19 protein-coding genes are annotated in these 26,366 nt (G+C 72.0%); 13 read left to right on the top strand and 6 right to left on the bottom strand.

Annotated features, from left to right (window positions below):
• Positions 1–44 precede the first annotated feature (44 nt).
• The 4 genes from ACGFZQ_RS13875 (at position 45) to ACGFZQ_RS13860 (ending at position 6,589) form a co-directional block, all read left to right on the top strand.
• A complete protein-coding gene (locus ACGFZQ_RS13875) occupies positions 45–1,721 on the top strand; it encodes an FAD-dependent oxidoreductase (RefSeq protein WP_393840540.1) in 1,677 nt (558 codons plus the stop codon).
• Positions 1,718–3,196, top strand: coding sequence for an ATP-binding protein (locus tag ACGFZQ_RS13870; protein WP_393840539.1), 1,479 nt, complete (start codon positions 1,718–1,720; stop codon positions 3,194–3,196). The genes ACGFZQ_RS13875 and ACGFZQ_RS13870 overlap by 4 nt, the downstream gene beginning before the upstream one ends.
• The gene (locus ACGFZQ_RS13865) at positions 3,193–3,546 is read left to right on the top strand and encodes a UBP-type zinc finger domain-containing protein (protein ID WP_351737568.1); all 354 of its coding nucleotides are present in this window, start codon (positions 3,193–3,195) and stop codon (positions 3,544–3,546) included. The genes ACGFZQ_RS13870 and ACGFZQ_RS13865 overlap by 4 nt, the downstream gene beginning before the upstream one ends.
• 166 nt (positions 3,547–3,712) lie before the next feature.
• Positions 3,713–6,589 carry an AAA family ATPase gene (locus tag ACGFZQ_RS13860; protein ID WP_393840538.1) on the top strand — a complete coding sequence of 959 codons (2,877 nt, stop codon included), beginning with the start codon at positions 3,713–3,715 and terminating at the stop codon, positions 6,587–6,589.
• Positions 6,590–6,605: 16 nt separating this feature from the next.
• On the opposite strand, the gene ACGFZQ_RS13855 is transcribed toward ACGFZQ_RS13860, so the two are convergent.
• From ACGFZQ_RS13855 to ACGFZQ_RS13835, 5 genes are all read right to left on the bottom strand, one after another.
• Positions 6,606–7,835: an SGNH/GDSL hydrolase family protein gene (locus ACGFZQ_RS13855; RefSeq protein WP_393840778.1), complete on the bottom strand. Its 1,230-nt coding sequence runs from the start codon at positions 7,833–7,835 to the stop codon at positions 6,606–6,608.
• Positions 7,832–10,177, bottom strand: coding sequence for a glycoside hydrolase N-terminal domain-containing protein (locus tag ACGFZQ_RS13850; RefSeq protein ID WP_393840537.1), 2,346 nt, complete (start codon positions 10,175–10,177; stop codon positions 7,832–7,834). Before ACGFZQ_RS13850 ends, ACGFZQ_RS13855 begins: the two co-directional genes overlap by 4 nt.
• 109 nt (positions 10,178–10,286) lie before the next feature.
• Positions 10,287–12,083, bottom strand: a complete 1,797-nt coding sequence (locus ACGFZQ_RS13845) for an alpha-galactosidase D (RefSeq protein WP_393840536.1) — start codon at positions 12,081–12,083, stop codon at positions 10,287–10,289.
• Positions 12,084–12,114: 31 nt separating this feature from the next.
• Positions 12,115–13,305, bottom strand: coding sequence for an ROK family protein (locus tag ACGFZQ_RS13840; RefSeq protein WP_393840535.1), 1,191 nt, complete (start codon positions 13,303–13,305; stop codon positions 12,115–12,117).
• A gap of 216 nt (positions 13,306–13,521) precedes the next feature.
• The gene (locus ACGFZQ_RS13835; protein ID WP_393840534.1) at positions 13,522–15,303 is read right to left on the bottom strand and encodes a M4 family metallopeptidase; all 1,782 of its coding nucleotides are present in this window, start codon (positions 15,301–15,303) and stop codon (positions 13,522–13,524) included.
• A 312-nt stretch (positions 15,304–15,615) separates the two neighbouring features.
• Between ACGFZQ_RS13835 and ACGFZQ_RS13830 the strand changes: the two genes are divergently transcribed.
• From ACGFZQ_RS13830 to ACGFZQ_RS13790, 9 genes are all read left to right on the top strand, one after another.
• A complete protein-coding gene (locus ACGFZQ_RS13830; protein WP_393840533.1) occupies positions 15,616–16,842 on the top strand; it encodes a serine hydrolase domain-containing protein in 1,227 nt (408 codons plus the stop codon).
• A gap of 412 nt (positions 16,843–17,254) precedes the next feature.
• Positions 17,255–18,598 (top strand): CAP domain-containing protein, encoded by a 1,344-nt coding sequence (locus ACGFZQ_RS13825; protein WP_393840532.1) that lies wholly within the window; start codon positions 17,255–17,257, stop codon positions 18,596–18,598.
• A gap of 56 nt (positions 18,599–18,654) precedes the next feature.
• Positions 18,655–19,332, top strand: a complete 678-nt coding sequence (locus tag ACGFZQ_RS13820; RefSeq protein WP_351737586.1) for an AIM24 family protein — start codon at positions 18,655–18,657, stop codon at positions 19,330–19,332.
• Positions 19,333–19,520: 188 nt separating this feature from the next.
• Positions 19,521–20,561 carry a tetratricopeptide repeat protein gene (locus ACGFZQ_RS13815; RefSeq protein WP_393840777.1) on the top strand — a complete coding sequence of 347 codons (1,041 nt, stop codon included), beginning with the start codon at positions 19,521–19,523 and terminating at the stop codon, positions 20,559–20,561.
• A complete protein-coding gene (locus ACGFZQ_RS13810) occupies positions 20,558–21,559 on the top strand; it encodes a polyprenyl synthetase family protein (protein WP_393840531.1) in 1,002 nt (333 codons plus the stop codon). Before ACGFZQ_RS13815 ends, ACGFZQ_RS13810 begins: the two co-directional genes overlap by 4 nt.
• Positions 21,560–21,813: 254 nt before the next feature.
• Positions 21,814–23,448 (top strand): serine/threonine protein kinase, encoded by a 1,635-nt coding sequence (locus tag ACGFZQ_RS13805; protein WP_393840530.1) that lies wholly within the window; start codon positions 21,814–21,816, stop codon positions 23,446–23,448.
• Between the two features lie 106 nt (positions 23,449–23,554).
• On the top strand, positions 23,555–24,640 hold the full coding sequence (locus tag ACGFZQ_RS13800) for a hypothetical protein (RefSeq protein ID WP_393840529.1): 1,086 nt from the start codon (positions 23,555–23,557) through the stop codon (positions 24,638–24,640).
• A 63-nt stretch (positions 24,641–24,703) separates the two neighbouring features.
• A complete protein-coding gene (locus tag ACGFZQ_RS13795) occupies positions 24,704–25,129 on the top strand; it encodes an SsgA family sporulation/cell division regulator (protein ID WP_393840528.1) in 426 nt (141 codons plus the stop codon).
• 89 nt (positions 25,130–25,218) lie between these two features.
• Complete coding sequence (locus ACGFZQ_RS13790; RefSeq protein ID WP_393840527.1) at positions 25,219–25,887, top strand: DUF2238 domain-containing protein; 669 nt, start codon at positions 25,219–25,221, stop codon at positions 25,885–25,887.
• Here ACGFZQ_RS13790 and ACGFZQ_RS13785 read toward each other — a convergent pair.
• A complete protein-coding gene (locus tag ACGFZQ_RS13785) occupies positions 25,872–26,357 on the bottom strand; it encodes a DUF6328 family protein (protein WP_393840526.1) in 486 nt (161 codons plus the stop codon). The two genes, ACGFZQ_RS13790 and ACGFZQ_RS13785, sit on opposite strands and share 16 nt — an antisense overlap.
• Positions 26,358–26,366: the final 9 nt, after the last annotated feature.

The raw sequence follows: 26,366 nt of genomic DNA, 5'->3' as shown, positions 1-26,366 counted from the left end.
GGGCCCGCCGTACCGAGGAACCAACGGCTCGGGGTGGGAGACGTATGGCACAGGCTGCCGACGCAGCACGGACCGTCATCATGACCGTGGACGACGACCCGGGAGTCTCCCGTGCCGTCGCCCGGGACCTGCGCCGCCGCTACGGCGCGTCGTACCGGATCGTACGCGCGGAGTCCGGGGAGTCGGCGCTGGACGCGCTGCGGGAGCTGAAGCTGCGCGGCGACCTGGTGGCGGTGATCCTGGCCGACTACCGGATGCCGCAGATGAACGGCATCGAGTTCCTGGAACAGGCCCTGGACGTGTACCCGGGCGCCCGGCGCGTGCTGCTGACCGCGTACGCGGACACCAACGCGGCGATCGACGCGATCAACGTGGTCGATCTGGACCACTATCTGCTCAAGCCCTGGGATCCGCCCGAGGAGAAGCTGTACCCGGTCCTCGACGACCTGCTGGATTCGTGGCGGTGCAGCGCGTACAAGCCGGTGCCGGCCACCAAGGTCGTCGGGCACCGCTGGTCGGCCAGGTCCTCGGACGTGCGGGAGTTCCTCGCCCGCAACCAGGTGCCCTACCGCTGGTACTCGGTCGAGGAACCCGAGGGCCGGCGGCTGTTGGCGGCCGCCGGGGTCGACGGGCAGCGGCTGCCGCTGGTGATCACGCCGGACGGCACGCCCCTGGTCGAGCCGGAGGCGCCCGAACTGGCCGCCCGGGTGGGGCTCGCGACCACGCCCACGGCGGACTTCTACGACCTGGTGGTCATCGGCGGCGGCCCGGCCGGGCTCGGCGCGGCGGTGTACGGGGCGTCGGAGGGGCTGCGGACCGTGCTCGTGGAACGCGCGGCGACCGGCGGGCAGGCCGGGCAGAGCTCCCGGATCGAGAACTACCTCGGCTTCCCCGACGGGGTGTCGGGGGCTCAGCTCACCGACCGGGCCCGGCGGCAGGCCGCCAAGTTCGGCGCGGAGGTGCTGACCGCCCGCGAGGTCACGGCACTGGAGGTCAGCGGGGCCGCGCGGGTGGTGCGGTTCGCGGACGGCTCGGCGATCGCGGCGCACAGTGTGATCCTGGCGACGGGTGTGCAGTACCGGCAGCTGGATGCCGCGGGCTGCCTCGACCTGACCGGCTGCGGGGTGTTCTACGGCTCCGCGCTGACCGAGGCCACCTCCTGCCAGGGCCACGACGTGTACATCGTCGGCGGCGCCAACTCGGCGGGCCAGGCGGCCATGTACCTGTCCCGGTTCGCCAAGTCCGTGACGCTGCTGGTGCGCGGTGCCGACCTGTCGGCCTCGATGTCGTACTACCTGATCCAGCAGATCAACGAGGCCCCGAACATCTCGGTACGCAGCCACACGGTGGTCGACTCCGCGCACGGGACCGACCGGCTGGAGCGGCTGACGCTCCGTCACTCGACGAGCGGCGAGACCGAGTCGGTCGAGGCGCAGTGGATGTTCGTGTTCATCGGCGCGGCCCCGCTGACCGACTGGCTCGGCGACACCGTGCTGCGCGACGGCCGCGGGTTCATCCTGGCCGGCCCCGATCTGACGGTCGACGGACGGCCGCCGACGGCCTGGGAGCTGGACCGGCCGCCGTACCACCTGGAGACCAGCGTGCCCGGAGTGTTCGTGGCGGGCGACGCGCGTGCCGAGTCCGCCAAGCGTGTCGCGTCCGCCGTAGGAGAAGGAGCCATGGCCGTGATGCTCGTCCACCGTTATCTGGAGCAGTCATGAGCGGGCAGCTGTGCCCGTGCAACCCGCAGGAGATCGGCGCGCTCTTCCTCTTCGAGAAGCTGGAGCCGGAGCAGCTGGCGCGGCTGTGCGCCGCGGGCCGGGTCGAGCGGTTCGAGCCCGGTCCGGTCTACACCGAGGGTGAGCCCGCCACCTGCTTCTACGTGATGCTCGAGGGCACCGTGGTGCTCTCCCGGCAGGTCGGCGGGGACGACGTCGAGGTCACCCGGACCTCGCAGACCGGGGTGTACGCGGGTGCCATGCAGGCGTACCTCGGGGACCGGGTGCGGCAGGGGTACATCAACTCGATGCGGGTGACAGAGCCGACGCGGTTCTTCGTGCTGCCCGCGGACACGTTCTCGGACATCATGCGCGAGTGGTTCCCGATGGCCGTGCATCTTCTGGAGGGCCTGTTCTTCGGTTCGAAGAACACCCAGGCGGCGATCGGACAGCGCGAACGGCTGCTGGCGCTCGGCTCGTTGTCCGCCGGGCTCACCCACGAGCTCAACAACCCGGCCGCGGCGGCCGTCCGGGCCACGTCCACGCTGCGCGAGCGGATCGCGAAGATGCGGCACAAGCTCGCGGTGATCGCCGAAGGGCCGTTCTCGCGGGAGCAGTTGGCCGGCCTGATCGAGATCCAGGAGCGCACCGCCGAACGGGTCGCCAAGGCCCCGGCGATGAGTCCGCTGGAGGCCACCGACCGCGAGGACGCGCTCTCCGACTGGCTCGACGACCACGGCATCGACTACGGCTGGCAGCTGGCGCCGACCTTCGTGCAGGCCGGGCTGGACATCGACTGGCTGGAGCAGGTCTCGGCGGCGGTGGACGAGGAGATCCTGCCGAACGCGGTCGGCTGGCTCAACTACACCATCGAGACCGAGCTGTTGATGAACGAGATCGACGACTCCACCACCCGGATCTCGCACCTCGTCGACGCGGCCAAGCAGTACAGCCAGCTGGACCGGGCGCCCTACCGGGTCGTGGACGTCCACGAACTCCTCGACAGCACCCTGCTGATGCTGTCCGCCAAGATCGGGCAGGACATCCAGGTGGTCAAGGAGTACGACCGTACGGTCCCGCCGGTCCCCGCCTACCCCGCCGAGCTCAACCAGGTGTGGACCAACCTCGTCGACAACGCCGTCTGCGCGATGAAGGACGGCGTCGGCGTCGGACAGGGCACGCTGACCGTGCGGACCGCCCTCGACCACGAGCAACTGCTGGTCGAGTTCCGGGACACCGGGACCGGGATCGCGCCGGAGATCAAGGACCGGATCTTCGACCCCTTCTTCACGACGAAGCCCGTGGGGCAGGGCACGGGTCTCGGTCTGGACATCTCGTGGCGGATCGTCGTCAACAAGCATCACGGCACCATGCGGGTGGAGTCGGTGCCCGGGGACACCCGGTTCCAGGTACTGCTTCCGCTGACCGCCGAAGCGCCCGAGACAGCGGCGCCCGACATATCCGAGGAGACGGCATGAGTGACGACACCGCGATCGACCCGAACGTCCCGCCGAGCGGTGCCGGGTGCACGGAGTGCGACAAGGCGGGGGGCTGGTGGTTCCATCTGCGGCGGTGTACGCAGTGCGGGAACATCGGGTGCTGCGACGACTCGCCCGCGAAGCACGCGACGGCGCACTTCCGTGACACGGGGCATCCGATCATCCGTAGTTACGAACCGGGCGAGGGATGGTTCTGGAACTTCGAGACGGAGGAGTTGTTCGAGGCGGGGCCGGAGTTGGCGCCACCGGTGAGCCATCCCTCGGACCAGTCGGTGCCGGGTCCTGCGGAGCGGGTGCCGGAGAACTGGGCGCAGGTTCTGCGGGGTTGAGCGCCCAAGGGGGCGGAGGGTCCTGTGTGTTTGGCGGGTGCGGGTGGATTGTGGCTGGTCGCGCCCACGCGGCGGAGCCGCATGTCGGTACGGCCCCGCGCCCCTTGGGTGTCTCCGTCGCCCCTCTCAAAAAGGAACTGTCGGCACTGCGTGTGAGGATGGGGGCGTGTCGCAGAGATCCTTTTCCACTCCGCTGATCGGGCGCGATGGTGAACTGGCCCGCCTTGCCACGGCGCTTGACCGGGCCCGGCACGGCAGTGGGCAGGCCGTGGTCGTCGCCGGGGATGCCGGGGTCGGGAAGACACGGCTGCTGGACGAGGTGGCCGGCCGCGCGGCTGCCGCCGGGGCCACCGTCGTCACCGGCCACTGTGTCGATCTCGGTGATGTGGGGCTGCCGTATCTGCCCTTCACGGAGCTCCTCGGGGTGCTGGCCGCCGACTCCCGGTTCTCCGCGGTCGTCTCCGCGCATCCCGTGGTGGGCCGGCTGCTCGGCGCCGGGTCGGACTCCGCCCGGGACGCGGACGCCCGGCTGCGGCTCTTCGAGGGGGTCGCCGGGCTGTTCGCGGATCTCGCCGCGACCGCGCCGCTCCTCCTGATCCTGGAGGACCTGCACTGGGCCGACCAGTCCTCCCGGGATCTGCTGCGGTTTCTGCTCAGCCGGGCCGGGCTCGCCCGTGGGCTCACCGTGCTCGCCTCCTATCGCGCGGACGACCTGCACCGCCGGCATCCACTGCGGCCGCTCCTCGCCGAGCTGGTGCGGCTGCCCGCCGTGGAGCGTCTTGAGCTGCGGCCGCTCGCCGATGCCGAGGTGACGCGGCTGGTGCGGGCCCTGACGGAGCGGCCGCTGTCGGACGCGGCCGTGCGGGACATCGTCGAGCGGGCCGAGGGCAACGCCTTCTACACGGAGGAGCTGGTGGCCGCCGCCGACGCGGAGGGGATGCCGACCGGGCTCGCCGATCTGCTGCTCATCCGGGTCGAGCAGTTGCCGGAGACGGCCCAGCGGGTGCTGCGTACGGCCGCGGTCGCCGGGCGCCGGGTGGGGCACGATCTGCTGCGGGACGCGGTCGGGCTGCCGGAGGAGGAGCTGGAGTCGGCGCTGCGGGAGGCCGTCGGACGGCAGCTGCTGGTCCCGGGGGACGGGGACACGTACGCCTTCCGGCACGCCCTCGCACGGGAGGCGGTCTACGCCGATCTGCTGCCGGGGCAGCGCTCGCGGCTGCACGGCACGTTCGCGAGGCTGCTCGCCGCGGGCGGGGGCGGCGCGGCGACGGCGGCCGAACGGGCCCACCACTACCGGGAGAGCCACGATCTGCCGGAGGCGTTGGCCGCCTCCCTGGAAGCGGCCGACCACGCTCGGCGGGTGGGTGCCCCGGCGGAAGAGCTGCGGCAGCTGGAGACGGCCCTGGACCTGTGGCCTGCGGTGCCCTGCGAGGCGCGGCCCGAGGGTGAGGGGCTCGACCGGGTGACGTTGACGCTGCGGGCCTCGGCGGCGGCCGCGCACGCCGGTGACGCGCACCGGGCGGTGTCCCTGACCCGGGCCGCGCTGGCCGGCACCGGACAGGACGCGGATCCCGAACTCGCCGCCCGGGTGCGCTACACGCTCGCCGGGAACCTGATGACCGTCGACAACCTCGCCGCCGCGTTCGTCTACAGCAGCGAGGCGCTCGCGCTGATCCCGGCCGATCCGCCCTCGCGGACCTGGGTGTGGGCGGCGGCCACCCATGTGATGGCGGCCCGCCAGGTCGGTGACGACGACACCGCGCTGCGGGTGGCCCGGCAGGCCCTGGAGGTCGCCGAGCGGATCGGCGCCACCGCGGCCCGGGCCGACCTGCTGATCTCCCTGGCCCGCCTCGAAGGCGGCGGCCGCCGTGGCCGGGAGGGGCGTGCACGGCTCCGGGAGGCACGGGAGCTGGCCCGCTCGGCGGGGGACGCGCCGGTGGAGATACGGGCGCTGTTCGCCCTGGCCATCGGGTGCTTCGAGGCGGGCGAGTTCCAGGAGTGCCTGCCGTGGATCACCGAGGGACTCGACCGGGCCCGGCGCTCGGGGCTGCTGTCCTCGCCGTACGCCTCGGAGATGCGGTACCTGCGGCTGCTGGTGCTGTACACGCTGGGGCACTGGGACGAGTGCGTGCGCTCGGCCGACGCCGGCCCGGCGCCCGGCTTTACCCGGGGGCCCGCCCTGTATGTGGCGCTGGCCCGCGGCGAGCCGGATGCCGTGGAGCGGGGGCGGGCCCTGCTCGGGGAGCCCTTCGACTGGATGGGCCGGCTCGTCGGGGGCATCGTGCTCACCGACGCGGCGGCGCTGCGAGGCGACGCGGCGGAGGCGGTGGCGTGGATGCGGGACTCGGTCACGGCCCTGACCGACGAGTCGGGGCGGGCGCCGTACGTGACGGTCCGGCTGGCCGCGCTGGCACTGGCGGCGGTCGCGGACCGGGCGACCGAAGCGCGCGGCACCGGGGACGAGGGCCGCTGGACGGACCTCGCCGGGGAGCTGGTGGAGTCGGCCCGGGTCTCGGCCGCGCGGCAGGGGCCGGAAGGGCAGGCCTGGCTGGCGCGCGCGGAGGCCGAGTGGACCCGTGCGGTGTCCGGGCCGGACGCGGCGGCCTGGGAGAAGACGGTGGCCGCGTTCGCGCACGGCGATGTCTACGAGCTGGCTCGCGTTCGGCTCCGGTACGCCGAGGCCCTGTCGGCCGACGGCCGGCGTGCGGAGGCGGAGGAGCAGGCGCGGGCGGCGCGGGAGACGGCCGTGGCGCTGCGTGCCGCACCGCTGCTGGACCGGCTGGAGCGGCTGGACACGCTGCCGGGCCGGACCGCGGAGGTCCGGGTCTCCCCGCTGACCGCCCGGGAGCAGGAGGTGCTGCGGCTGCTGGCGCTCGGCCGCAGCAACCGGCAGATCGGCGAGGAGCTGTTCATCACCGGTAAGACGGCGAGCGTCCATGTCTCCAACATCCTCGCCAAGCTGGGTGCGGCGAGCCGTACGGAGGCGGTGGCGATCGCCTACCGGGAAAGCCTGATCACCCCCGAGCCGACGGCCCGGGGGTGATCAGACGGGGGATGGTTCAGCGGTTGCAGTCGAGGCTCGCCAGGTCGACGGAGTCGGCCATGGCCGCCATTCCCTTGTCGTTGGGGTGGATGTGGTCGCCGCCGTCGAGGAACGGCAGCATCCGCGCCTGGTCGTAGGGGCTGCGCAGGATCCGGTCGAAGTCGGCGGTCCCGTCGAACTCCCCGCTGGTGCGGATGTACTGGTTGACCTCCTGCCGTACGGCCTCGCCCGCCGGGTCCCACTCCGACCAGCCCTCGAACGGCCCGACGGTCGAGGCGACCACGCACTTGCCGGCCGCGTGCGCCCGCCGGACGACCTCCTGGTATCCGGCGATCAGGTCGGCCGCGGTGACCCCGGTGTGGGCCTTGATGTCGTTGACCCCCTCGAAAAGGAAAACGGTACGGACGCCCGGCTGGCTGAGGACGTCGCGGTCCAGCCGGTGCAGGGCCGCCTGCCCGGCGCCGTCGGCGAGGACCTGGTTGCCGGAGATCCCCTCGTCGGCGACGCCCTTGACCTCGGTGTCCGCCTTCTGGAGCCGGCGGGCGAGATAGTCCGGCCAGCGGCGGTTGAGGTCGGTGGTGGACGCCCAGCCGTCGGTGATGGAGTCGCCGAGCGCGACCACGGCGCCGGTGGCCGGGTTCGACGGCCGTACGGAGACCGAGTCCAGGTACCACCAGGAGCCGGTGGTCTCCGTCCAGTTGGCGGCGCTCTCCTCGGCGGTGTGGTCGCCCTGGGTGGCGTAGGAGGTCTGCATCGCCATCCAGTGGCCGGTGGCGGGGCCGGCCGCGTCCGGGCTGTGCAGGCTGACGACCAGGTTGCTGCCGGCGGGCAGGCTGCCGGGCAGCGGGTCGCTCCACGCGGTGGCACCCGCGGGCACGGTGACCGTGCGGGCGCCGTCGAAGGTCAGCCGCTTGTTGCTGCCCGCCTTGAGGGCGGCGCCCTGGCTCTGGAGTCCCGCGTAGACGCTGTCCAGGGTCAGGGGCCGGTCGCCGAAGGCGTTGGAGAGCCGGACCCGCAGATCGCCGCCGGCGGCGCTGGTGTGTACGACCAGCCGATAGCCGCGGTCGGCGGTGCCCTGGCCCATCTGGTCGGCGCTCGCCCCCCAGGTGACGACGTCGTGCCGGGCGGTGGCGGTCTGCACGGGAGGCTCCCACACAGGTGCCGCCTGGGCGGGCCCGGTCTGGCAGGCGACCGTCGCCAGTAATACGGAGGCGAGGCCGAGGAGTCGCGCGAACCGGCCGGTCACCACGCGAGGTCCTTCAGCGTGACGGACGCGCCGGGCTTCAGCGTGACCGTCCGTGTCTTGCCGCCGTAGGCCACCGTCGTCGTACGGCCCCCGACGCTGCGGATGCGGGCCTCCGTCGGCTTGCCGTCGCGCCAGCTCAGGTCGACGACGAAGCCGCCGCGCGCGCCCGCCCCGGTGACCTTGCCGGAGGCGGCCCAGGCGGCGGGCAGGGCGGGCAGGAGTTCCAGGTGGCCGGGGCGGGAGTACAGCAGCATCTCCAGGATCGCCGCCGGGGTACCGAAGTTGGCCTCGATCTGGAAGATGCCCCGGCCTTCCTCGACCTGGTAGATGTCGAAGAGGTTGGGTGAGGTGCCGTTGCTGCCGTTGTCGGAGGGGCGCAGGTTCCTGACGACGAGCTGGTAGGCCTTGTCGGCGTCCTTCAGCCGCGACCAGCACAGCGAGCGCCAGGCGTTGGCCCAGCCGAAGCTGTCCATGCCGCGTGCGGTGAGCAGGGCGGTGGCGCCCTTCACGATGTCGTCGGGGGTGGAGCCGTCGGGGCGGATCCGGTCGCCGGGGAAGAGGTTGATCAGCGGCGAGAGGTGGCGGTGAGTTGTCTCACCGAGGTTGTCCGGGGACATCCACTCCTCCAGCCAGCCGGTCTTGGGGCTCACCACCGGCAGGTAGAGGCGGTCGCGGAGCTTGCCGATGGTGCCCGCGTATCCAGCATCCCTCTTCAGCTCGGCGGCCGCAGTCCGGAAGTTGCCGAACAGCATCCACACCTGTTCCTGGGCGTAGGTGATGCCCTTGGCGTCCAGCGGTCCCTGCTCCGGCGACCAGTCGCTGTCCGCGATCAGCACTTCCCTCCCGTCGTCCAGGGTGGTGGTGAGCAGCCGCGCCTCCCAGAACTCGCAGGCGCCCTTGAGAAGAGGGTAGATCTTCTCCAGGTGGGCGCGGGACTGGGTGAACTCGTAGTGCTCCCACAGGCTCTGGCAGAGCCAGGCGTTGCCCGCCGGGTGCCACCACCAGCCGCCTCCGCCGAAGGGGTTGGTGGAGATGGCGACGGTCCAGCCGGCCACCTTGCCGCTGGAGTTGCGGTAGCGGTTGCGGGAGTCCTGGAAGAGCCGCTGGGTGAGGTCCGTCCAGGCCGGGAGCTGGTCGACGCAGTAGTCGGTGTAGGCGTCGAAGCACTGGGACAGGCCCAGCCGGTCGGACATCCAGTAGTTCATCTGGATGTTGATGTCGGTGTGGTAGTCGCCCATCCAGTCCGGGTCGTTGCCGTCCAGCCAGATGCCCTGGAGGCCCATCGGCAGACTGTCACGGGATCCGGCGATCATCAGATAGCGGCCGAACTGGGCGTAGGCGGCTTCCAGTTCCGGGTCGGGGTCGCCGGTGTCGGCACGGGCCTGGATGCGCGCCCAGGTGTCGAGTTCGCGCTGGTCGGCCGTCGAGGTGCCGAGCGACAGGTCGAACTGCCCGAACAGCGCCCGGTGGTCGGCGGCGTGGGTACGCAGCAGCGAGTCCGCCGAGTGCCGGGCGGCGGTCTTGACCTTGGTGCGGGCGAGCGCCCGCGGGTCGAGGGACGGGTCGCGGTAGCCGGCGGCGGCGTCCGGCGCGTAGTTCGTACCACCGCTGAGTACGACCGTCAGGTCCCGGCAGTTGGTGAAGGTGATGTGCGAGCCGCTCACCCGCACGCTGCCACCGCTGCCGTACGCGTTCACGGCGGCCCCGTACTTCAGCCCGTTGGCGAAGGACCCGGCGAACGACTCGGCCGTGCCGCCGGTCTCGCCGTGGGTGCCCTCGAAGGTGAGGGTGCCGGTGTAGCGCCCGCCGCCGTCCTGGCTGAAGTGCACCACGATCACGTCGTCGGGGCGGCTGGCGAAGATCTGCCGCCGGTAGGTCACCCCGGAGCGGACGTAGGACGCCGAGACCACGCCGTTGTCGAGGTCGAGGGTGCGGCGGTAGTCGGAGACGGCGCCCAGGTCGTGGTCGGGTATCTCGACGACGAGCCGGGCCAGCAGGGTGAGCGAACCGAAGTCGGCGCGGCCGTAGGGGAACTGGCCGTCGGAGTCGAGGGTGTCGTTGAGACCGCCGGTCCACAGGGTGGCGTCGGTGATCAGGAGGAGCTCACGCCCGGAGTCGTTGCTCGCGAGGGCACCGAGCCGGCCGTTGCCGACGGGCAGCCCCTGCGTGATCATCGACCCGTCGTCGGCGGGCGCCTGCCACCAGAGCTGGTGACGGGCGGAGGCGAGCGGCTCGGAGGACCGCAGCGGGGCGGCGGAAGCGGTGAAGGAGGGGAGCGAGGCGAGGGCCCCGGTGGCGGCGGCGAGGGCCAGAAAGCCGCGTCTGCTGGGGTGGTTGTCCATGGGGTTCCAATCCAACGTCCGTGAGGGGGGCGCCCCTTCAGGGGCGCGGGGAACTGCGCGACCGGCCCCCACCGGCCGGCAGTTCCCGACGACGCGCGTACCGAGTCGGCTACCGGGGAGACTTGGGAACGTCGATCCGGTCGACGTCCGGCGCGTACCCCGACCCGCTGTCGAAGTTGATCGTGTTCGCACCGGCCTTCAGGGTCACCGGCACACTCACCGTCGCCACGGTCCCCCAGTCCCCGGTCGACGGGAACTTGTGGCTGGTGCCGCCCCCGGAGTTGGCCGAGATCGTGGCCGACCGAGAGTCACCGCTGACATACGCGACCTTCACCAGGTACGTGCCGGCCTTGTCGACGACGACGTTGTTGAAGGTCAGCTTGCCGCCGACGTACAGGTTTCCGACCTTCTTCGCACCGGAGCAGGCGTCGCACCCGGCGACGGAGGCGTTGCCGCTCAGCGTGTTGCCGCTCGCCTCGGCCTCATAGCCGGTGGAGGCAAGCGCACTGCCCTTCGGCGTCACGGTGAACAGCCGCGAGCCGTGCGCCGGCAGCGCCTCGGTGATCTTGCTCGTGTACGAACCGAGGTTCTCGCGGTTCCACAGATCCCGCACCGAGGCCTTGCCGCTGAAGCCGAGGGCCGTCCAGTCGGCGGTGACCGAAGCGGGCGAGTCCGCGAGGTTGAACAGCGCCACCGTGTACGTGCCGTCGGCGTTCTTCGCCGCCCAGACCTGCTGCGGGTCGGACGGGGTGATGGGCCGGGCCGGCGGGTTGTCGCTCTGGTCGACGGCGATGACCTCGCGGTTGGTCAGCAGGGAGACGCCGTAGTCGTCGAGCTTGGTGATGTCGTCGCCGGTGAACAGGGGCGACTTGGCGACGGCCCAGAGCGTGGCGTAGCTCTGCCGTTCGGCCTTGGTGAGGCCGTCCATCGCGCCGTTGCCGACGTCGAGGGAGTCGAGGTCGTTCCAGCCTCCGGGGCCCGCCTTGTCGGTCCAGGCCGGGGTGTCGTCCCAGCGGTCGTCGACCGAGTTCTCCCAGCTGACCAGGGTGTTGCAGTAGCACTCGACGTCGGTGTCGATGCGCCAGCCGTTGGTGTACTTCTTCCAGTCGGCGGCGTGACCGAAGTCCAGCGACCAGGAGGCTTCCAGGTGGATCGGGCGGCCGGTGGCGGTGATCGCCTTGTTCCAGGCGGCCACGTCGGCGATGTTGTTGTACTGGTCGCCGCTCTTGCCGGAGCCGGGGCCCACGCCGTCGAGCTTGAGGAAGTCATAGCCCCAGCCGGCGATCATCTGGGCCTGGGAGTCGATGTACTTCTGCGCGCACGGCTTGTCGAAGTCGATCTTGTACGCGCTGTCCCAGCCGTTGGTGGTGCGCAGGTCGTCGTAGACGATGTCGGCGGTGGTGCAGCCGTCGGCGTTCCAGATCGGCGTCTTGCCGTCGCCGTAGGCGCCCTTCTCCAGGCCGGCCGGGAGGTAGATGCCGGCCTTGAGGCCCTTGGCGTGGATGTGGTCGGCGACGGCCTTCATGCCGCTGGGGAAGCGGGCGGAGTCGGCCTTCTGGCGGCCGTACTGGTCGTAGCCGGACTTCCAGTTCCAGTCCATCCACCAGCCGGCGTCGATGTTGACGTATTCGTAGCCGTACTTCTTCAGCTTGCTCGCCATGGCGTCGGTCTGCTTGAGGACGTTCGCCTCGGTGAGATAGCTGTAGTCGCCCTGGTCGTTCAGGCCGGGGTACTTGGACGACTGCATGCTCCAACTCGACCAGCCCATGTAGGGCTTGGCGGCGATCGGGGCGGGCGTCTGGGCCTGGGCGGCCGGCACGGCGGCCGCGAAGGCCGCGGTGAGTGCCAGCACCAGAACGGTTCTGAGCCCGCGTGCGGGCAGGACGGAGTACGAAGGTGACCGCATGGGCCCTCCTGGGGTCGGGGTCTTGGGCGGCTCAGCCCTTGCCCATTGGGGTGGGAGACGAGGTGATGAAGGACTGGATCGCGGCGGCCGCGGCCCCGCGCGCCCACTCCTCGAACGGGAGTGGACGGGTCTGTACGTCGCACTGCGCGGCGGAGCCGAAGGCGGCCGCGGTGAACGAGTCGAGGATCTGCTCGGCGAAGAGGTCGTAGGCGGCGAGTCCCTCGCCGGAGATGATCACGCGCTCGGGGCCGAAGAGGTTGGCCACGGTGGCGATGCCGCGGCCGATGGCCTCGCCGGCGCGGGCGTACACCTCCCGCGCTCCGGGCACGCCTTCGTGGGCCAGGGCCACCGCCTTGGCGGAGTCGGCCACTTGCCGGCCCGTCACCTCGCGCATGCGGGTGACGATCGCGGCGTCCCCGGCGATCGCCTCCACGCAGCCGCGGTTGCCGCAGTGGCACACGGGCCCGGCCGGGTCGATGGCCACATGGCCGATCTCCCCCGCCACCCCGTGCGCGCCCGCGACCAGCCGGCCGTGGATCACCAGTGCGCAGCCGATACCGGCGCCGACGGTGACCACGGCGAAGTCGGAGAGCCCGACCCCGGCGCCGAACCACTGCTCGGCGACGGCCAGGGCGCGTACGTCGTTGTCGACGACGACCGGCAACCCCGTGGTCATGGCGGCGAGTTCGGCGAGGGCCACGTCCCGCCAGTCGAGGAAGGGCGAGTAGCGCACGACCCCTTCGGCGCGGTCCACGTCGCCGGAGACCGCGATGCCGAGACCGAGGACGGGAACGCCGAAGTCCTCGGCCTCGGTGCGCAGTTCGTGGGTCAGGTCGGCGATGGAGGTCAGGACGGCCTTGGCGGCACGGTCCCTGACCGGCAGCCGACGGGCCAGGCGGATCCGGCAGCACAGGTCGGTGAGGACGGCGATGACCTCGTCGCCGGTCACCTTGACCCCGATGAACAGCGCGCGTCCGCCGTCGACCCGCACCAGGTTGGCGGGGCGCCCGAGGGCCGGCCGGGCCTCTCCGTCGGCGTCCTCCGCCAGATATCCGGCCGCGAGCAGCGGCCGGACGGCCTTGGTCACGGCCGCCGCCGACAGGCCGGCCCGGCGGGCCGCCTCCAGCCGGGTGAGGGGGCCGTGGGACAGGACCGTGGTGAAGATCTGCGAGACGGCCGGCGTGTGGGCCGGGAACGTCTCGGCACGGGAGGTGGAGCGCATGGCCGGGAACTTAGGTGGCTTATTTTCCGCTGTCAATAAAAGAAACAGGAATCACCTGAAGGTTGACTGTGAGGCTGCCGTGGCCTTCAAATAGCGGGTGACGTGGGGGCGTTGACGCGCGTTCCACCGGTGGCTTCGATCCGGTTCCACCGGTGGGAGTGATCCGGGTGCCCGGCCCCCCGACAGGGCACCCGGATCAGCGGTGTGGCGTGCCCGTCAGTGGCGGGCGGCCGGCTTGTTGGCCTCGGTGACGTTGACCGCGGCCCAGGCCTGGTCGACCGTGCGGTACTCGACGCCGCTCGCGCCGTAGAGGTCCTTGGCCGCCTTCAGCGTCGCGACCCGCGCGCCGTGGAAGTCGGTCGAGGAGACCATGTACCGGGTCAGGGCCCGGTAGAAGATCGCCGTGGCCTTGGCGCGGCCGATGCCGGTGACCGTGGACCCGTCGTAGGTCGGCGAGTCGTAGGTGGTGGCGCCGATCTTCTTGCGGCCGCTGCCCTCGGCGAGCAGGTAGTAGGCGTGCGAGGAGACGCCGGAGCCGGCGTGCACCTCGGCGTCCGCCACCTCGGGCGACCAGTAGTCGACCGTGCCTTCGAGGCGGTCGAGCGAGGGGTGGTCGAGACGGCGCAGGAACTTCTGCTGCAGCCCCAGTTTCTCGCCGAGCAGGTAGTTCGGCGGGTTCTTCGGGTTGTTGGCGGAGAACTCCACGTTCGAGCCGAAGACATCGGCCAGCGACTCGTTCAACGCGCCGGGTTCGCCGAACTGGTTGCCGTCGTTGTCGACGTACGTCGGTTCGAGCTTGGCGGTCGCGTCCACCACGCCGTGGGTCAGCTCGTGACCGGTGACGTCGAGGACGACCAGCGGCTTCTTGATCTCCTGCCCGTCGCCGTCGCCGTACAGCATGCAGCCGCAGTCCGAGTCCCAGAAGGCGTTGCCGACCTTCTTGCCCCAGTGGACCATGGCTCGGGCGGGCTTGGAGTTGTTCGCGATGCCCTTGCGGCCGAAGGTCTTCTTGTAGAAGTCCAGGGTCTTGGTGATGCCGTACTGGGCGTCGGCCGCGGCGCTGCCCCGGCTGCTGGTGGCGCCGTTGCCCCAACTGTCGGTGGTGCTGGTGAACTTGGTGCCCTGGGCGAAGCTCTCGGTCTCCCTGCCCTTGGCGTCCCGGGTCTCGGTGCCGTAGCGGGTGGGGTCCTTGAGCAGGAAGCTCTTGCGGGCGGTCTGCGTGGTGGTGAGCGGGACCTTGCCGACGAAGAGCGACTTGCCGAAGCCGTGCGCGGTCGCCGGGTAGCGGGCGGCGGCGGAGACGGACGCGCCGGCGAAGGCGTCGGTGTGCGCGGCGATGCCCGTGGCCGGGTCGAGGGTCTCGCCGCGCTTGCGGAGGGTGTCCAGCACCTTGGGCGAGAGGAACTCGTCGTTGTCCGGCATGTTGCTGCGGACCTTGCCCGTGAGGGCGTCGACGACGACCGTACGGGCGCCGTCCGGGGCGTCGACCGCCACCTGGTAGGCGAGGGCCGAGGCGGCGCCACGGGCGTCCACCACGAGTGCGGCGGCGCCGGCGTCGCCGTCGGCGGCCGAGGCGGCCTTCTCCTCGGCCTGGCGGGCCGTCAGCTTCGCCTCGGTGAAGCCGGGCCGGACGGTGTGGTCGGCCGCCCGGGTGACGCCGGTGTAGGCCAACCGACGGGAAAGATGGACGACGAGATCGCCGCCGAGCACCGGCATGCCCTGGTGGGTGCGGACGAAGCGGACATGGCGCGCCCCCTCCGGGTCGATCATCACGTCCTGTGCCTGGAGCTCGTCGCCCGCGCCGACACCGGTCGCCGAGGCGTGGGCGAAGGCCGCGGTCCGGGCCGCGGTCACCACCTGTGCGGCCGTCGTGGCGGCTGCCGCGGCCCGCTGTTGCACCCCCGCGGTGGGACCGGCGAAGGCCGTACCGGTCAGGCCCGTGGCGGCCGTCGTCACGGCGACGGCGACCGCCACGCTGCGTATGTGCGCGCTACGCACTGATCAGGGTTCCTTACGTTCGAAGACGGCCGGGATCCAGCACCGACCGCCCTGCGGCACGGCGCTGTTGAGGCGCCAAGGGGCTGGTCGGGCCCCGGCCGCAACCCTTCCGGACGAGTCATGTCCATGTAAAGCGCGGTTCGTCGCTTTTCTTGCTTTTCGTGGCAATACTTTGCAAATCCGCACCGCATGGTGATCACGGAGTGACCAACTGTGCGTCGACTGTGGAGATGTGACGGGATGCGAGAGGGTTCCCTGAAGCGCATGTGACCCATCTCGCATCGGAAACAGACAGAGAGGAGCAGGGTTCGGATGGTCTCGGCAAAGGTGAGCAGAAGCGCGGTGCTCGGAGCGGTGGCGTTGTCACTGCTCGCGGTACCGGCCCAGGCGGCGCCGATGAAGGCGGGAGCGGAGCCCCGGCCGGCCGCCGCCCTGCCGGCGCCGGACACCGCGGGCATGGCCGCGGTGCTGAACTCGGTGGTGGCGACGGGCGCACCCGGCGCGATGGCCCGGATCGACGACGGTGCGGCGGTCTACAAGACCACGCGGGGCGTCGCCGACCGGACCACCAGGCGTGCCATCACCACGGGCGACCGGTTCCGCGTGGGCAGTGTCACCAAGACGTTCTCGGCGGTCGTCCTGCTGCAACTGGTGGACGAGGGCAAGCTCGCCCTGGACGCACCGGTCAACCGCTATCTTCCGGGGCTGCTGCCCGACGACCGCATCACCGTGCGGCACGTGCTCAGCCACCGCAGCGGTCTGTACGACTACACCAACGACATGTTCGCCAGCAGCGTGTCGGGCTTCGAGGCGGTGCGGAACAAGGTCTTCACCTACCGCCAGTTGGTGAACCTCTCCCTCAAGAAGCCGCGCACCAACGCGCCGGGGGCCGCCTACTCCTACTCCAACACCAACTTCGTGGTCGCCGGGATGCTGATCGAGAAGCTCACCGGGCACAGCGTGCGGACCGAGTACGAGAACCGCGTCTTCAAGCCGCTGAAGCTGCGCGACACCTTCTACGTCCACCCCGACACGAAGATCCCCGGGCAGCACGCCAACGGCTACCTCACCGCGGACGAGGCGGGCGCCAAGCCGATCGACGCGACGGACCAGACGGTGTCCTGGGCGCAGAGCGCGGGCGCCATCGTCTCCACCGCCCAGGACCTCGACACCTTCTACTCGGCGCTGGTCCGGGGCAAGCTGACGTCCGCCGCACGCCTCGCGGAGATGGAGCGCTTCACCCGGGTCAACGCCACGACCTCCTACGGCCTGGGGCTGCGCCGCCGCGATCTCTCGTGCGGGATCTCGGTGTACGGCCACACGGGCGCCGTGCAGGGCTACTACACGTACGCGTTCACCACGAAGGACGGCAAGCGCAGCCTCACCGCGCTGGCCAACGCCTCCAACAGCTCGGCCGTGCTCAACACGCTGGCGGGCACGTTGGAGCCGGCGTTCTGCGGCAAGCGCGCGGCGACGCGGAGCGCCGGGACACCACTCGAACGGGAGGACATCGCACCGGCCGCACCCCGGGAGCAGTAGCGGCGGCACCTCAATCTCCGCGGGAGGGGCACCGCCTCGCTCACCTTGGGAGCAGTAGCGGCGGCCCCTTACTCACCGCGGGAGCGGCGGCACCTCGCTCACCGCGGGAGGGGTGGCGCCTCGCTCACCGCGGGAGGGATGGCGCCTCGCTCACCGCGGGAGGGATGGCGCCTCGCTCACCGCGGGAGGGATGGCACCTCGCTCACCGCGGGAGGGATGGCGCCTCGCTCACCGCGGGAGCGGTGGCGCCCGCCTCCGCCGCGGAGGCATCAGCCGCGGGTGCGGTAGCCGCGAGAGCCGCGGGCGCACCGCCGCACCTCGTCGAGGGAACCTCGTGCCCGGGCCGGACGTTCTACCGGCGACTTCCCCACCGGGCGCGATGTTCGGCCCCTGACCTCGCGGAGGCGGCGCGATGAGCGAGCTGGTCCCCGGGGGCAATCTGCCCCTTCCGGACGGCGCGCTGACGCTGCGGGTGCCCGGTCCCTTCGACGTCTCCGCGCTGATCACCGACGAGAGCGGCAAGGTCGGCGGCGACACCGACTTCGTCTTCTACAACCAGCCGGACGCGCCCGGCGTCCGGCTGCGCGGCGACACACTGACCGTCGAGCCGGCCCGGCTGCGGACCGGCGCCGAGCGCGTCACCCTCACCGTCACCGCCGCCGAGCCGGGCACCCCGCTCGGCCGGCTGCCCGCCTCCGCGCTGCATGTCACCGACCGCGTCGGCCGGACGGTGGCCCGGTTCGCCCCGCCGCGCCCGCAGACGGAGACCCTCCTGCTGCTCGCCGAGATATACCGCCGGGGCTCCGGCTGGAAGCTGCGCGCCGTCGGACAGGGATACGCCGACGGACTGGCGGGGCTGGCCCGGGACTTCGGGGTCGATGTCGTCGAGGACCGGCAGCCGGCCCCGGCGGTGCGGCCCACGATCCCCGCCCAGCGCACCGCGGCCGCACCGCCCCGGCCCTCGGCGGCCGCGCTCCCGGACCCGGACGGTCTGCTGGGCCTGGTCAACTCCGCCCGCGCCCGGGCCGGCCGGCCACCGGTGGCCCCGGACGCCCGGCTCACCTCCGCCGCCCTCGCCCACGCCACCGCGATGGCCGACGCCGGCCGGCTGGCCACCGAGAGCCTCGACGGCGTCTCGCTCCACCAGCGGATCGACCGCACCGGATTCGCGTACGTCACGGTCGGCGAGCATCTCGTCTCGGGCCCGCGCACCCCGGCCGAGTTCGTCGACTACTGCCTGCGCACCGAGGGCGCCCGGCGCACCCTGCTCGACCCGGCCTTCACCCACGCCGGCCTGGCCCACGTGGACGGCCCGCGGGACGGGGACACCTACTGGACCGCGCTGTGGGCCAGGCCCCTCACCCCGGCCGAACTGACCCGCACCCGCGCCGAGGTCGTCGACCTCACCAACAGGGAGCGCGCCCGGGCCGGGCTTCGGCCGCTCGCGGTGGATCCGCACCTGGCCACGGCGGCACAGGCGTACAGCACGGACATGGCGACCCGGGACTTCTACTCGCACACCTCGCCCGAGGGGACCCAGCCCTGGGACCGGGCCGCCAACGCGGGCTCCCGGATGCGCACCATCGGCGAGAACATCGCCTGCGGCCAGCGCTCGGCCGCCGAGGTGGTGGACGGCTGGATGAACAGCCCCGGCCACCGGGCGAACATCCTCAAACCGGACTTCACCCACATCGGCATCGGCTTCGCGGGCGGCGGCCGGGCGGGCACGTACTGGACCCAGCTGTTCGGTGCCTGAACCGATACGGTCCGCGATCTTGGCGGAACGGGTCCGTCCGGGACACCATGCCCGGCATGAAGGGTGATCTCTTTTCCAGTCAGCACATGGTGGAGCCGGCCGTCGCGCCGGGCATGACGATCGAGAACGCGAAGTGCGTCAGGTACGCCGTGAACGGCGAGATGTTCGCACGCCAGGGCGCGATGATCGCGCACCGCGGCAGCCTGAAGTTCGAGCGCAAGGGCCAGGGCGTGGGCGGGATGCTCAAGCGCGCGGTCACCGGCGAGGGGCTGCCCCTGATGTCCGTGCAGGGCCAGGGCGAGGCCTGGTTCGCGCACGAGGCACAGAACTGTTTCATCGTCGAGGTCGAGCCGGGCGACCAGTTCACGGTCAACGGCCGCAACGTCCTGTGTTTCGACGCCTCGCTGTCGTACGAGATCAAGACCGTGAAGGGGTCCGGCATAGCCGGCGGCGGTCTGTTCAACAGCGTGTTCACCGGACAGGGCCGGCTGGGGCTGATCTGCGACGGCAACCCGCTGGTCATCCCGGTCTCGCCGCAGGCGCCGGTGTACGTCGACACGGACGCGGTGGTGGGCTGGACCACGCAGTTGCAGACCTCGCTGCACCGCTCGCAGTCCATCGGGTCGATGCTGCGCGGCGGTTCGGGGGAAGCGGTTCAGCTGATGCTCCAGGGTGAGGGGTTCGTCGTGGTGCGCCCGAGCGAGGTGACGCCGCAGAAGGCTCAGCAGCACTGACACCGTCGCGCGGTGATCCGCGCCACGCAGGCAACCCCGACGGCCGTGCCGACGTCTTGATTCACAACAGCGAAGCCCTGGCCCCCGCGGCCAGGGCGCATTTCGGGCACACTATACGCATCGTGTATACATGCGATGTATAGACGGTGTGTATACGCACCCCGCGTAGAGAGGCACCCATGTCACCCATGTACGGCAAGGCCTTCGCCCCGGAGTACCAGGGCGCGTTGACCTCCCTGTCCGTGAACTCGTCGCTGGTCGACGTGCTGGCCGAGGGCATCGAGCGGCTGCGTGAGGCCGAGCGGTCCGGCCGCCGTGACGAGGAGGCCCGCTGCGGGCTGGCCGTCGCCGAGGCGCATCGGCGCCTGGGACAGGTGGAGGAGGCCGACCGGGCCTGGAAGGCGAGTTACCGTGCCGCCCGGGCGGCCGGGGACCCGGCGGCGATGGCGTGGGCGCTGTGGAGCGGCGGCACCCTGGCCCGGCAGCGCGGGGCGTTCCCGCTGGCCCGGCGGCTGCTGGGGCTGGCGGCCGACCTCGGCGAGCGGGGCGGGGACGTCGTCGTGCGCGGCTACTCGCTGGCCGGGCTCGCCGAGACCGGCCGTATCCAGGGCGACTACACGGCCGTGGGGCGGCTGCACGAGCAACTGCTCGCCGAGGCGCGGCGGCGCGGCGAGGCCCGGCACACGGTGTGGGCGCTGGAGGGCATCGCGCAGATGCATCGCAACACCGGGTCGTACGACCGGGCGTACGCCCTCTTCGAGGAGGCGGCCGGGATAGCGGCGCGAGCGGAGGACCGGCGCGGACACGCCTGGGCGTTGCGCGGGCTCGCGGACATCGTGTCGGTGCGGGACGGCGACACCGGGCGGGCGCTCGCGCTGCTGTCCGAGGCGGAGACGGCGTGCCGGGCGATGAACCTGTCCAGCGCGCTGGCCTACAACCACAAGATGCGCGGCAACGTCCTCTACCGGGCCGGGCGTTACGCCGAGGCGCGGGCACTGTACGAGCTGGCGCTCACCGAGTTCCGCGTGATGAGCGAGCCGCGCGGCGAGGCGCTGGCCCGGCTGGGGCTGGCCAAGTCGCTGGCCCGGCTGGGCCGTGACCGTGCCGAGACGGCGGCCGAACTCGCCGACCTCGCGGACGTGCTGCAGCGGGCCGGTCTGCGGCACGCCCGGGAGATGGTGACCCGGGCCCAGGCGGAGTTCGGCGTCGGGGCGGAGGCCGTCCGATGACCGCGCTCGCACCCGTCACCGCTCCCCCGCACGCCCTCGTCCGGTGCCGGGAACTGGTGCGGCCCGCGCTGGTGGCGGCGGTGGGGCGGCTGCACCCCTGGGTCGGCGAGATGGCCGGGTACGCGTTCGGCTGGTGCGAGGTGGGCGGCTCCCCCGCGGACGCCCCGGGCGGCAAGGGCGTCCGGCAGGCGCTGGCGGTGCTCGGCGCGGAGGCGGCCGGCGCGCCCGCGGAGCGCGGGGTTCCGGCGGCGGTCGCGGTCGAGCTGGTGCACGCCTTCTCGCTGCTGCACGACGACATCATGGACGGCGATGCCACCCGGCGCCGCCGCCCGGCCGTCTGGCAGGCGTACGGCACCGGACCGGCCGTCCTCGCGGGCGACGCCCTCTTCGCGCTCGCGGTCGAGACCCTGACCGCCGCTCCCGGCGGACCCGGTGCCCTGCGGCTGCTGTCGGCCGCGCTGGCGGACCTGGTGCACGGGCAGGCGGACGATCTGCTGTTCGCGGGGCGGCCCTGGACCGGCGTGTCGGCGCGGGAGTACCGGGTGATGGCCGAGCGGAAGACGGGCGCGCTGCTGGGGTGTGCCGTCGCGCTGGGGGCCGCGCTCGGCGGCGCGCCCGCGGCCACGGTGGGCTCGCTGGACCTGGCCGGACGCCATCTCGGCGTGGCGTTCCAGCTGGTCGACGACGTGCTGGGGCTCTGGGGCGACCCGGCCGTCACCGGCAAGCCCGTGCACGGCGATCTGCGGGAGCGGAAGAAGACGTATCCGGTCCTGGCCGCGCTCGGCTCCCCCGCCGGACCCCGGCTCGCCCAGCTGCTCGACACGCCAGGGCACGCCGGGGAGGCGGCCGCGTTGATCGAGGAGGCGGGCGGACGCGCGGCCGCGCTCGCCGAGGCCCGCCGGCACACCGCCCGGGCCGAGGCGCTGCTCGCCGGGCTGCCGCTCGCGTCGGCGGAGCTGCGCGGCCTGCTGGACTTCCTGGTGCGCCGGGACCTCTGAGACGGTTCGGCCGGCCCCGTCCGCCCCGCGTACCGGGCGCTTCGGAGTGGGCCGGCCAGCGGACCGCAGCCGGTCTTTTACCGTCGGTTACCCGCAGGTCGGGGCCCGGTCATTCGCTGTTTTCCTCAAGTCCCAGGTAGGTGACGCCGTTTGAATAAAAGGCAAGAAGGGGCACGGAGTTGCAGATTCTTTGAACACACCGGGGCGCCTCCCGCGTACCTCTGGTCAAGAAGAGGCAGGGGTTTCAGCGAGGGATGACGATGGTCAAGGCGCATGTCTCCGCACAACAGTTGGTCGCCGGAAGGTACCGGCTCATTGAGGTCGCCGACCGCGAGCCGAATCGCATCAGCTGGTACGCGGAGGACGTGCAGGCCGAGCGTCCCCGTCTGGTGACCCAGATCGTGCTGCCCGACGCCCTCACCGACGACGTGGTACGCCGGACCACCTCCCGGATCCTGCGCACCTCCGAGGTCATGGGCGCGCTGCGGCCCGGCCGGGTCGCCATGGTGATCGACGCCTTCGAGGAGGCGGGCACGCTGTGGACGGTCACGGAGCTGATCGACGGCACGCCGCTCAGCGAACTCCTCGTCCAGCGGACCACGTTCGACTTCGTGCAGGCCGCCCGGATCGGCCTCGAGGTGCTCGACGTGCTGGACGGCGCGCACGGCGAGGGCTACACGCACGGCGAGCTCAGCCCCGGCCAGATCTTCGTCCGTGACAAGGGCCCGGTCGTGATCACCGGGTTCGGCCTGGCGGGCGCGACCCTGGCCCCCCGGGTCACCGCACCGTCGTACGCCTCGCCGGAGCAGGCCAGGGACGAGCGCATCGGCCCGGCCGCCGACCTGTGGGCGCTCGGCGCGATCCTCTACACGATGGTCGAGGGCCGGCCGCCGTTCCGGGATCGCGGCCGCGCCGACGCCACGCTGAAGGGCGTGGACCGGCTGCCGCTGCGCACCCCGCTGCGGGCCGGTCCGCTGACCCAGGTCGTGCAGGGGCTGCTCCGCAAGAACTCCCGGGAACGGCTGAGCAGGCCGGTGGTCCGGCAGGCGCTGACACGTGTCCTGGACGAGGACCCCGACGCGATCGGGCAGCCCGCCCCGGTGCCCCGGCTGCGCGGCGCCTACGTGGCGGCACGGGCCTCGGGGTGGAGCAGGACCACCATGATCGGGGGGACCGCGCTGGCCGTGGTGACCGTCTCGGTCGCGGTGCTCGCCGCCACCCAGGGACTCCCGGGCGTCGGTTCCCTGGCCGGCTCGGCGCCGAGCGCCTCCGCCACGGCCACCGAGCCGGGCAACCGCACGGACGGCAACGGGCCGACCCCCTCGCCCTCCCCTTCTTCTTCCGCCTCTTCTCCCTCTCCCACCCCCTCTCCCTCGAAGACATCGCCGTCGCCCTCCCCGTCGGCCACGGCCGGTGCACTCCCGGCCGGGTTCCACCGCTACACGGCCCCGGAGGGCTTCTCCGTGGCACTCCCGACGGGCTGGAAGCGTCTCGACACCTCGCGGGTCGACGACGTCGCCTACCGGATCACCTTCGGCCCGGGCGGCGACGACCTGCGCACCCTCGCCGTCACCTACAGCACCCAGGCCGGCCCGGACCCGGTCGCCGTCTGGCGGGACGACGTGGAGCCCCAGCTGGAACAGCTGGACGGTTACCGGCGGATCGGCGAGATCAAGGCGACCACCTACCAGGGGTACAAGGCGGCGGACATGGAGTGGCTGTCCGGCACCGGCGCCGACCGGGCGCGCACCTTCGGCCGCGGTTTCCTGCTGGGCGGCGGCCGCAGCTTCTCACTGCGCGTCACGGCCCCGGCCGCCGCCTGGGACGATGCCACGAACACGCTGGCGCTGAAGACGTTCCTGGCCACGTTCCGGGCGTCCGCCGGCTGAGCCGCGCCCGGCCGGTCTTCGACCGTGCGGCAAACCCTGGCCAATGGGTCGATATAGGCTGCCCGTCGGTACGTACGCAGTTCGGCAGCCTTCAGGAGCGTCCTCCGTGACCCTAGCGATCGACCCGTCCGAGACGTCCAGCGCGTCCCCGGCTCCCCTGTCCGACCTCGTGGCGCGGGACGCCCGGGAGTTCGGCGCCTATGTGCGCACCGGAGGCTGGACGTTCGGGCTGATGGTGGCCCGCAGCGTGCGGCCCGGAGGGCAGGGCGCGGACGAGACGCCGAAGGTGTCGGCGAGGGAGTTCGCCGAGCTGGCCGGCTGCTCCCCGGAGCGGGTGATGCGCTACTACAAGGCGTGGGACAGGGCCGCCGACGACGGTGTCGTCCCGCACTTCGAGGCGCTCGCCCCGGGCCAGGAGGTCGAGCTCCCGGACTCCGACCTCTGGCTGGACTACTACGTCTCCCGCAACAGCGCCACCTCCGAGCGCGGCACCGCCATCTCCGAGGCCGCCGAGGCCGAGGGCATCCGGCCCACCAAGGCCCTCGAAGTGGCCGAGAACCCCACCGCGCTGCGGGCCGCGATCCTCGCCGACCCCTCCACCGCCCGCGCGGCCCGCTCGGCGCTCCTCGACCGCATCAAGGAGGACCCGGACCTGCAGACGGTACTGGCCCGTGACGTGGTCCGCACCGCCGACCTGAAGAAGGCCGTCGCCACCGAGAGCCGCTCGGCGGACCGCATCGGATACGTCCGCCAGATCGCCGAGTCCGGTCAGTTCAAGACACCTGCCGGGCAGACGGTCGACGCACCCGTCGAACTGCGGCAGGAGGCCGAGCGCCATCTCTCGCTCCTCGACGAGCTGGACGAGGACGAGGACACCGGCGAGTGGGCGACCGAGGCCTACGACACCATGAAGAACCTGGTCGTCGAGACGGTCGAGGCGGACCCCGAACTCCGCGTCCAGGAGAAGCGCACCAGGTTCTACAGCAGCCTGCAGAAGGCGACCAAGGCGTTCGAGGAGCTGACCTTCGACGACGCCCAGGACTTCTACGAGGACGACATGGTCCAGCGCCTGGAGGAACTCCAGCAGGCCATCGGCTCCTGCCTGACCGCACTGCGCGGTACGAAGGGCGGATCCAGCGGTTCCGCGGTGGAACTCGCACCAGATTCCGCACTGGATTCCGCTCACGATTGAGCGTTTTTCATGTGAGAGGGGTACTAGAGGACACCAAGCCGATCGTTCTCGGAGGGCTCTCGCGTGAACCCCATCGTGCACAGGACCCTGGTGGTACAGCTCCGCGCGGACGGGACCGCCCGCTGCCCCGTCCTCGCCCATCTGTCGTACGACGCCGAAGACCCGTTCGCCGTCACCGCGGTGTTCACCCTGGACGGCCGGGTGCTCGCCAGATGGCGGCTGGACCGGGAGATGCTCAACGAGGGGCTGAGGGAGCCGGTCGGGGTCGGCGACGTACGGCTGCGTCCGGTACGGCAGGGGCGCTGGAGGGAAGTGCGCATGGACTTCCTCGGCGATCCCCTGCCCGGCGGCGAACGCCATCACGCGGTGGTGTTCGCCTGGGCCCCCGCGCTGGCCTCGTTCCTGAGCGACACCTACATGGCCGTCCCGCCCGGACGGGAAGAGATCCCGGTGGACGACCTGCTGGCGGAGATCCTCGCCACCGGCTGAGTGACCGCGCCGCCCGGCTGAGTAGCCGTACTCATGTCCGGGCCCGGCCGCCGCGGCCACGATGGGGCTCCCACGACGAGGAGTCCGCCATGACCGCAGTGCACCCCGCCCCGCGCCCCGTTCCGCACCGTGTGCCGCGCCGGGTTCCGCCCGCCCTGCTCGCCGCAGTGGTGGTGGCCGGCATGGCCGTGTCGGCGTGGGGCGCCCGGGACCGTACGACCTGGTTCCTGGAGACGGTGTGGGTGCTGGTCGGCCTGCCGCTGGTGGTGCTGACCTGGCGGCGCTTCCCGCTGACGGGGCTGCTGGCCGGGCTCCTCACCGCGCACGCGCTGGTGCTCGTCGTCGGCGGCCACTACACCTACGCCGAGGTGCCGGTGGGCGACTGGGTGCGCGACAGCTTCGGCCTGGACCGCAACCCGTACGACCGCTTCGGCCACCTCATGCAGGGTTTCGTACCGGCGATCCTGGTCCGTGAACTGCTCAGCCGCACCTCACCGCTGCGCGGCAGCCGCTGGCTGGCCCCGCTGACGGTGTGCGCCTGCCTCGCCTTCAGCGCCTCCTTCGAGCTGCTGGAGTGGCTGGCGGCCGAGATCGGCGGGCACGGCGCGGACGCCTTCCTCGCCACTCAGGGCGATGTCTGGGACACCCAGTGGGACATGTTCTGCGCGCTGATCGGGGTGACGGTGTCGGTGCTGCTGCTCAGCCGGGTGCACGACCGGCAGCTGCGGGCGCTGGAGGCGGCTCAGCGGGTGGTGTGACGGCGCCGCGACCACAGCGGCAGGCCGTACCAGCACACCAGGTACCAGACGACGACGGCCGCGACCACCCAGGTCACCTTGCTGCCGCCGGTGGCCACCCGGAGGATCAGCACCAGCGCGAAGGCCATGGTGGCCAGCAGCAGGAACAGGCCGATCTGGGTCAGCCCGGAGGCCAGCCGCACCGCCTGCGGCTTCACCTTGTGGCCGGCGACGAGCCGGTGCAGGGAGACCGGCCCGATGAGGGCACCCGTGGCCGCGGCGCCCAGGACGACGGTCACGATGTAGATCGTCTGGTCCACGTCGGACAGCTCGTCGTACTTCTGCTGGAAGACCACGGTGAGCAGGAAGCCGAAGAGGATCTGCACACCGGTCTGGGCGACGCGCACCTCCTGGATGAGTTCGCCCCACATCCGGTCGGCGCGCTCCTCCTCGCTCTCGTCGCGCCCGTGCCGCCGCTCCTGGTCGGTCATGGAGTGCGT

It is taken from the genome of Streptomyces sp. NPDC048254, from assembly GCF_043201895.1.
Lineage (GTDB): Bacteria > Actinomycetota > Actinomycetes > Streptomycetales > Streptomycetaceae > Streptomyces.
The sequence above is the reverse complement of the archived record's forward strand: the minus strand, read 5'-3'. Positions and strand labels throughout refer to the sequence as shown.

Coding starts and splice junctions, on each gene's coding strand:
- ACGFZQ_RS13830 (WP_393840533.1), top strand. CDS start 15,616: ATGGTCTCGGCAAAGGTGAGCAGAAGCGCGGTGCTCGGAGCGGTGGCG.
- ACGFZQ_RS13850 (WP_393840537.1), bottom strand. CDS start 10,177: ATGGACAACCACCCCAGCAGACGCGGCTTTCTGGCCCTCGCCGCCGCC.
- ACGFZQ_RS13825 (WP_393840532.1), top strand. CDS start 17,255: ATGAGCGAGCTGGTCCCCGGGGGCAATCTGCCCCTTCCGGACGGCGCG.
- ACGFZQ_RS13875 (WP_393840540.1), top strand. CDS start 45: ATGGCACAGGCTGCCGACGCAGCACGGACCGTCATCATGACCGTGGAC.
- ACGFZQ_RS13840 (WP_393840535.1), bottom strand. CDS start 13,305: ATGCGCTCCACCTCCCGTGCCGAGACGTTCCCGGCCCACACGCCGGCC.
- ACGFZQ_RS13785 (WP_393840526.1), bottom strand. CDS start 26,357: ATGACCGACCAGGAGCGGCGGCACGGGCGCGACGAGAGCGAGGAGGAG.
- ACGFZQ_RS13845 (WP_393840536.1), bottom strand. CDS start 12,083: ATGCGGTCACCTTCGTACTCCGTCCTGCCCGCACGCGGGCTCAGAACC.
- ACGFZQ_RS13790 (WP_393840527.1), top strand. CDS start 25,219: ATGACCGCAGTGCACCCCGCCCCGCGCCCCGTTCCGCACCGTGTGCCG.
- ACGFZQ_RS13815 (WP_393840777.1), top strand. CDS start 19,521: ATGTACGGCAAGGCCTTCGCCCCGGAGTACCAGGGCGCGTTGACCTCC.
- ACGFZQ_RS13865 (WP_351737568.1), top strand. CDS start 3,193: ATGAGTGACGACACCGCGATCGACCCGAACGTCCCGCCGAGCGGTGCC.
- ACGFZQ_RS13870 (WP_393840539.1), top strand. CDS start 1,718: ATGAGCGGGCAGCTGTGCCCGTGCAACCCGCAGGAGATCGGCGCGCTC.
- ACGFZQ_RS13805 (WP_393840530.1), top strand. CDS start 21,814: ATGACGATGGTCAAGGCGCATGTCTCCGCACAACAGTTGGTCGCCGGA.
- ACGFZQ_RS13820 (WP_351737586.1), top strand. CDS start 18,655: ATGAAGGGTGATCTCTTTTCCAGTCAGCACATGGTGGAGCCGGCCGTC.
- ACGFZQ_RS13810 (WP_393840531.1), top strand. CDS start 20,558: ATGACCGCGCTCGCACCCGTCACCGCTCCCCCGCACGCCCTCGTCCGG.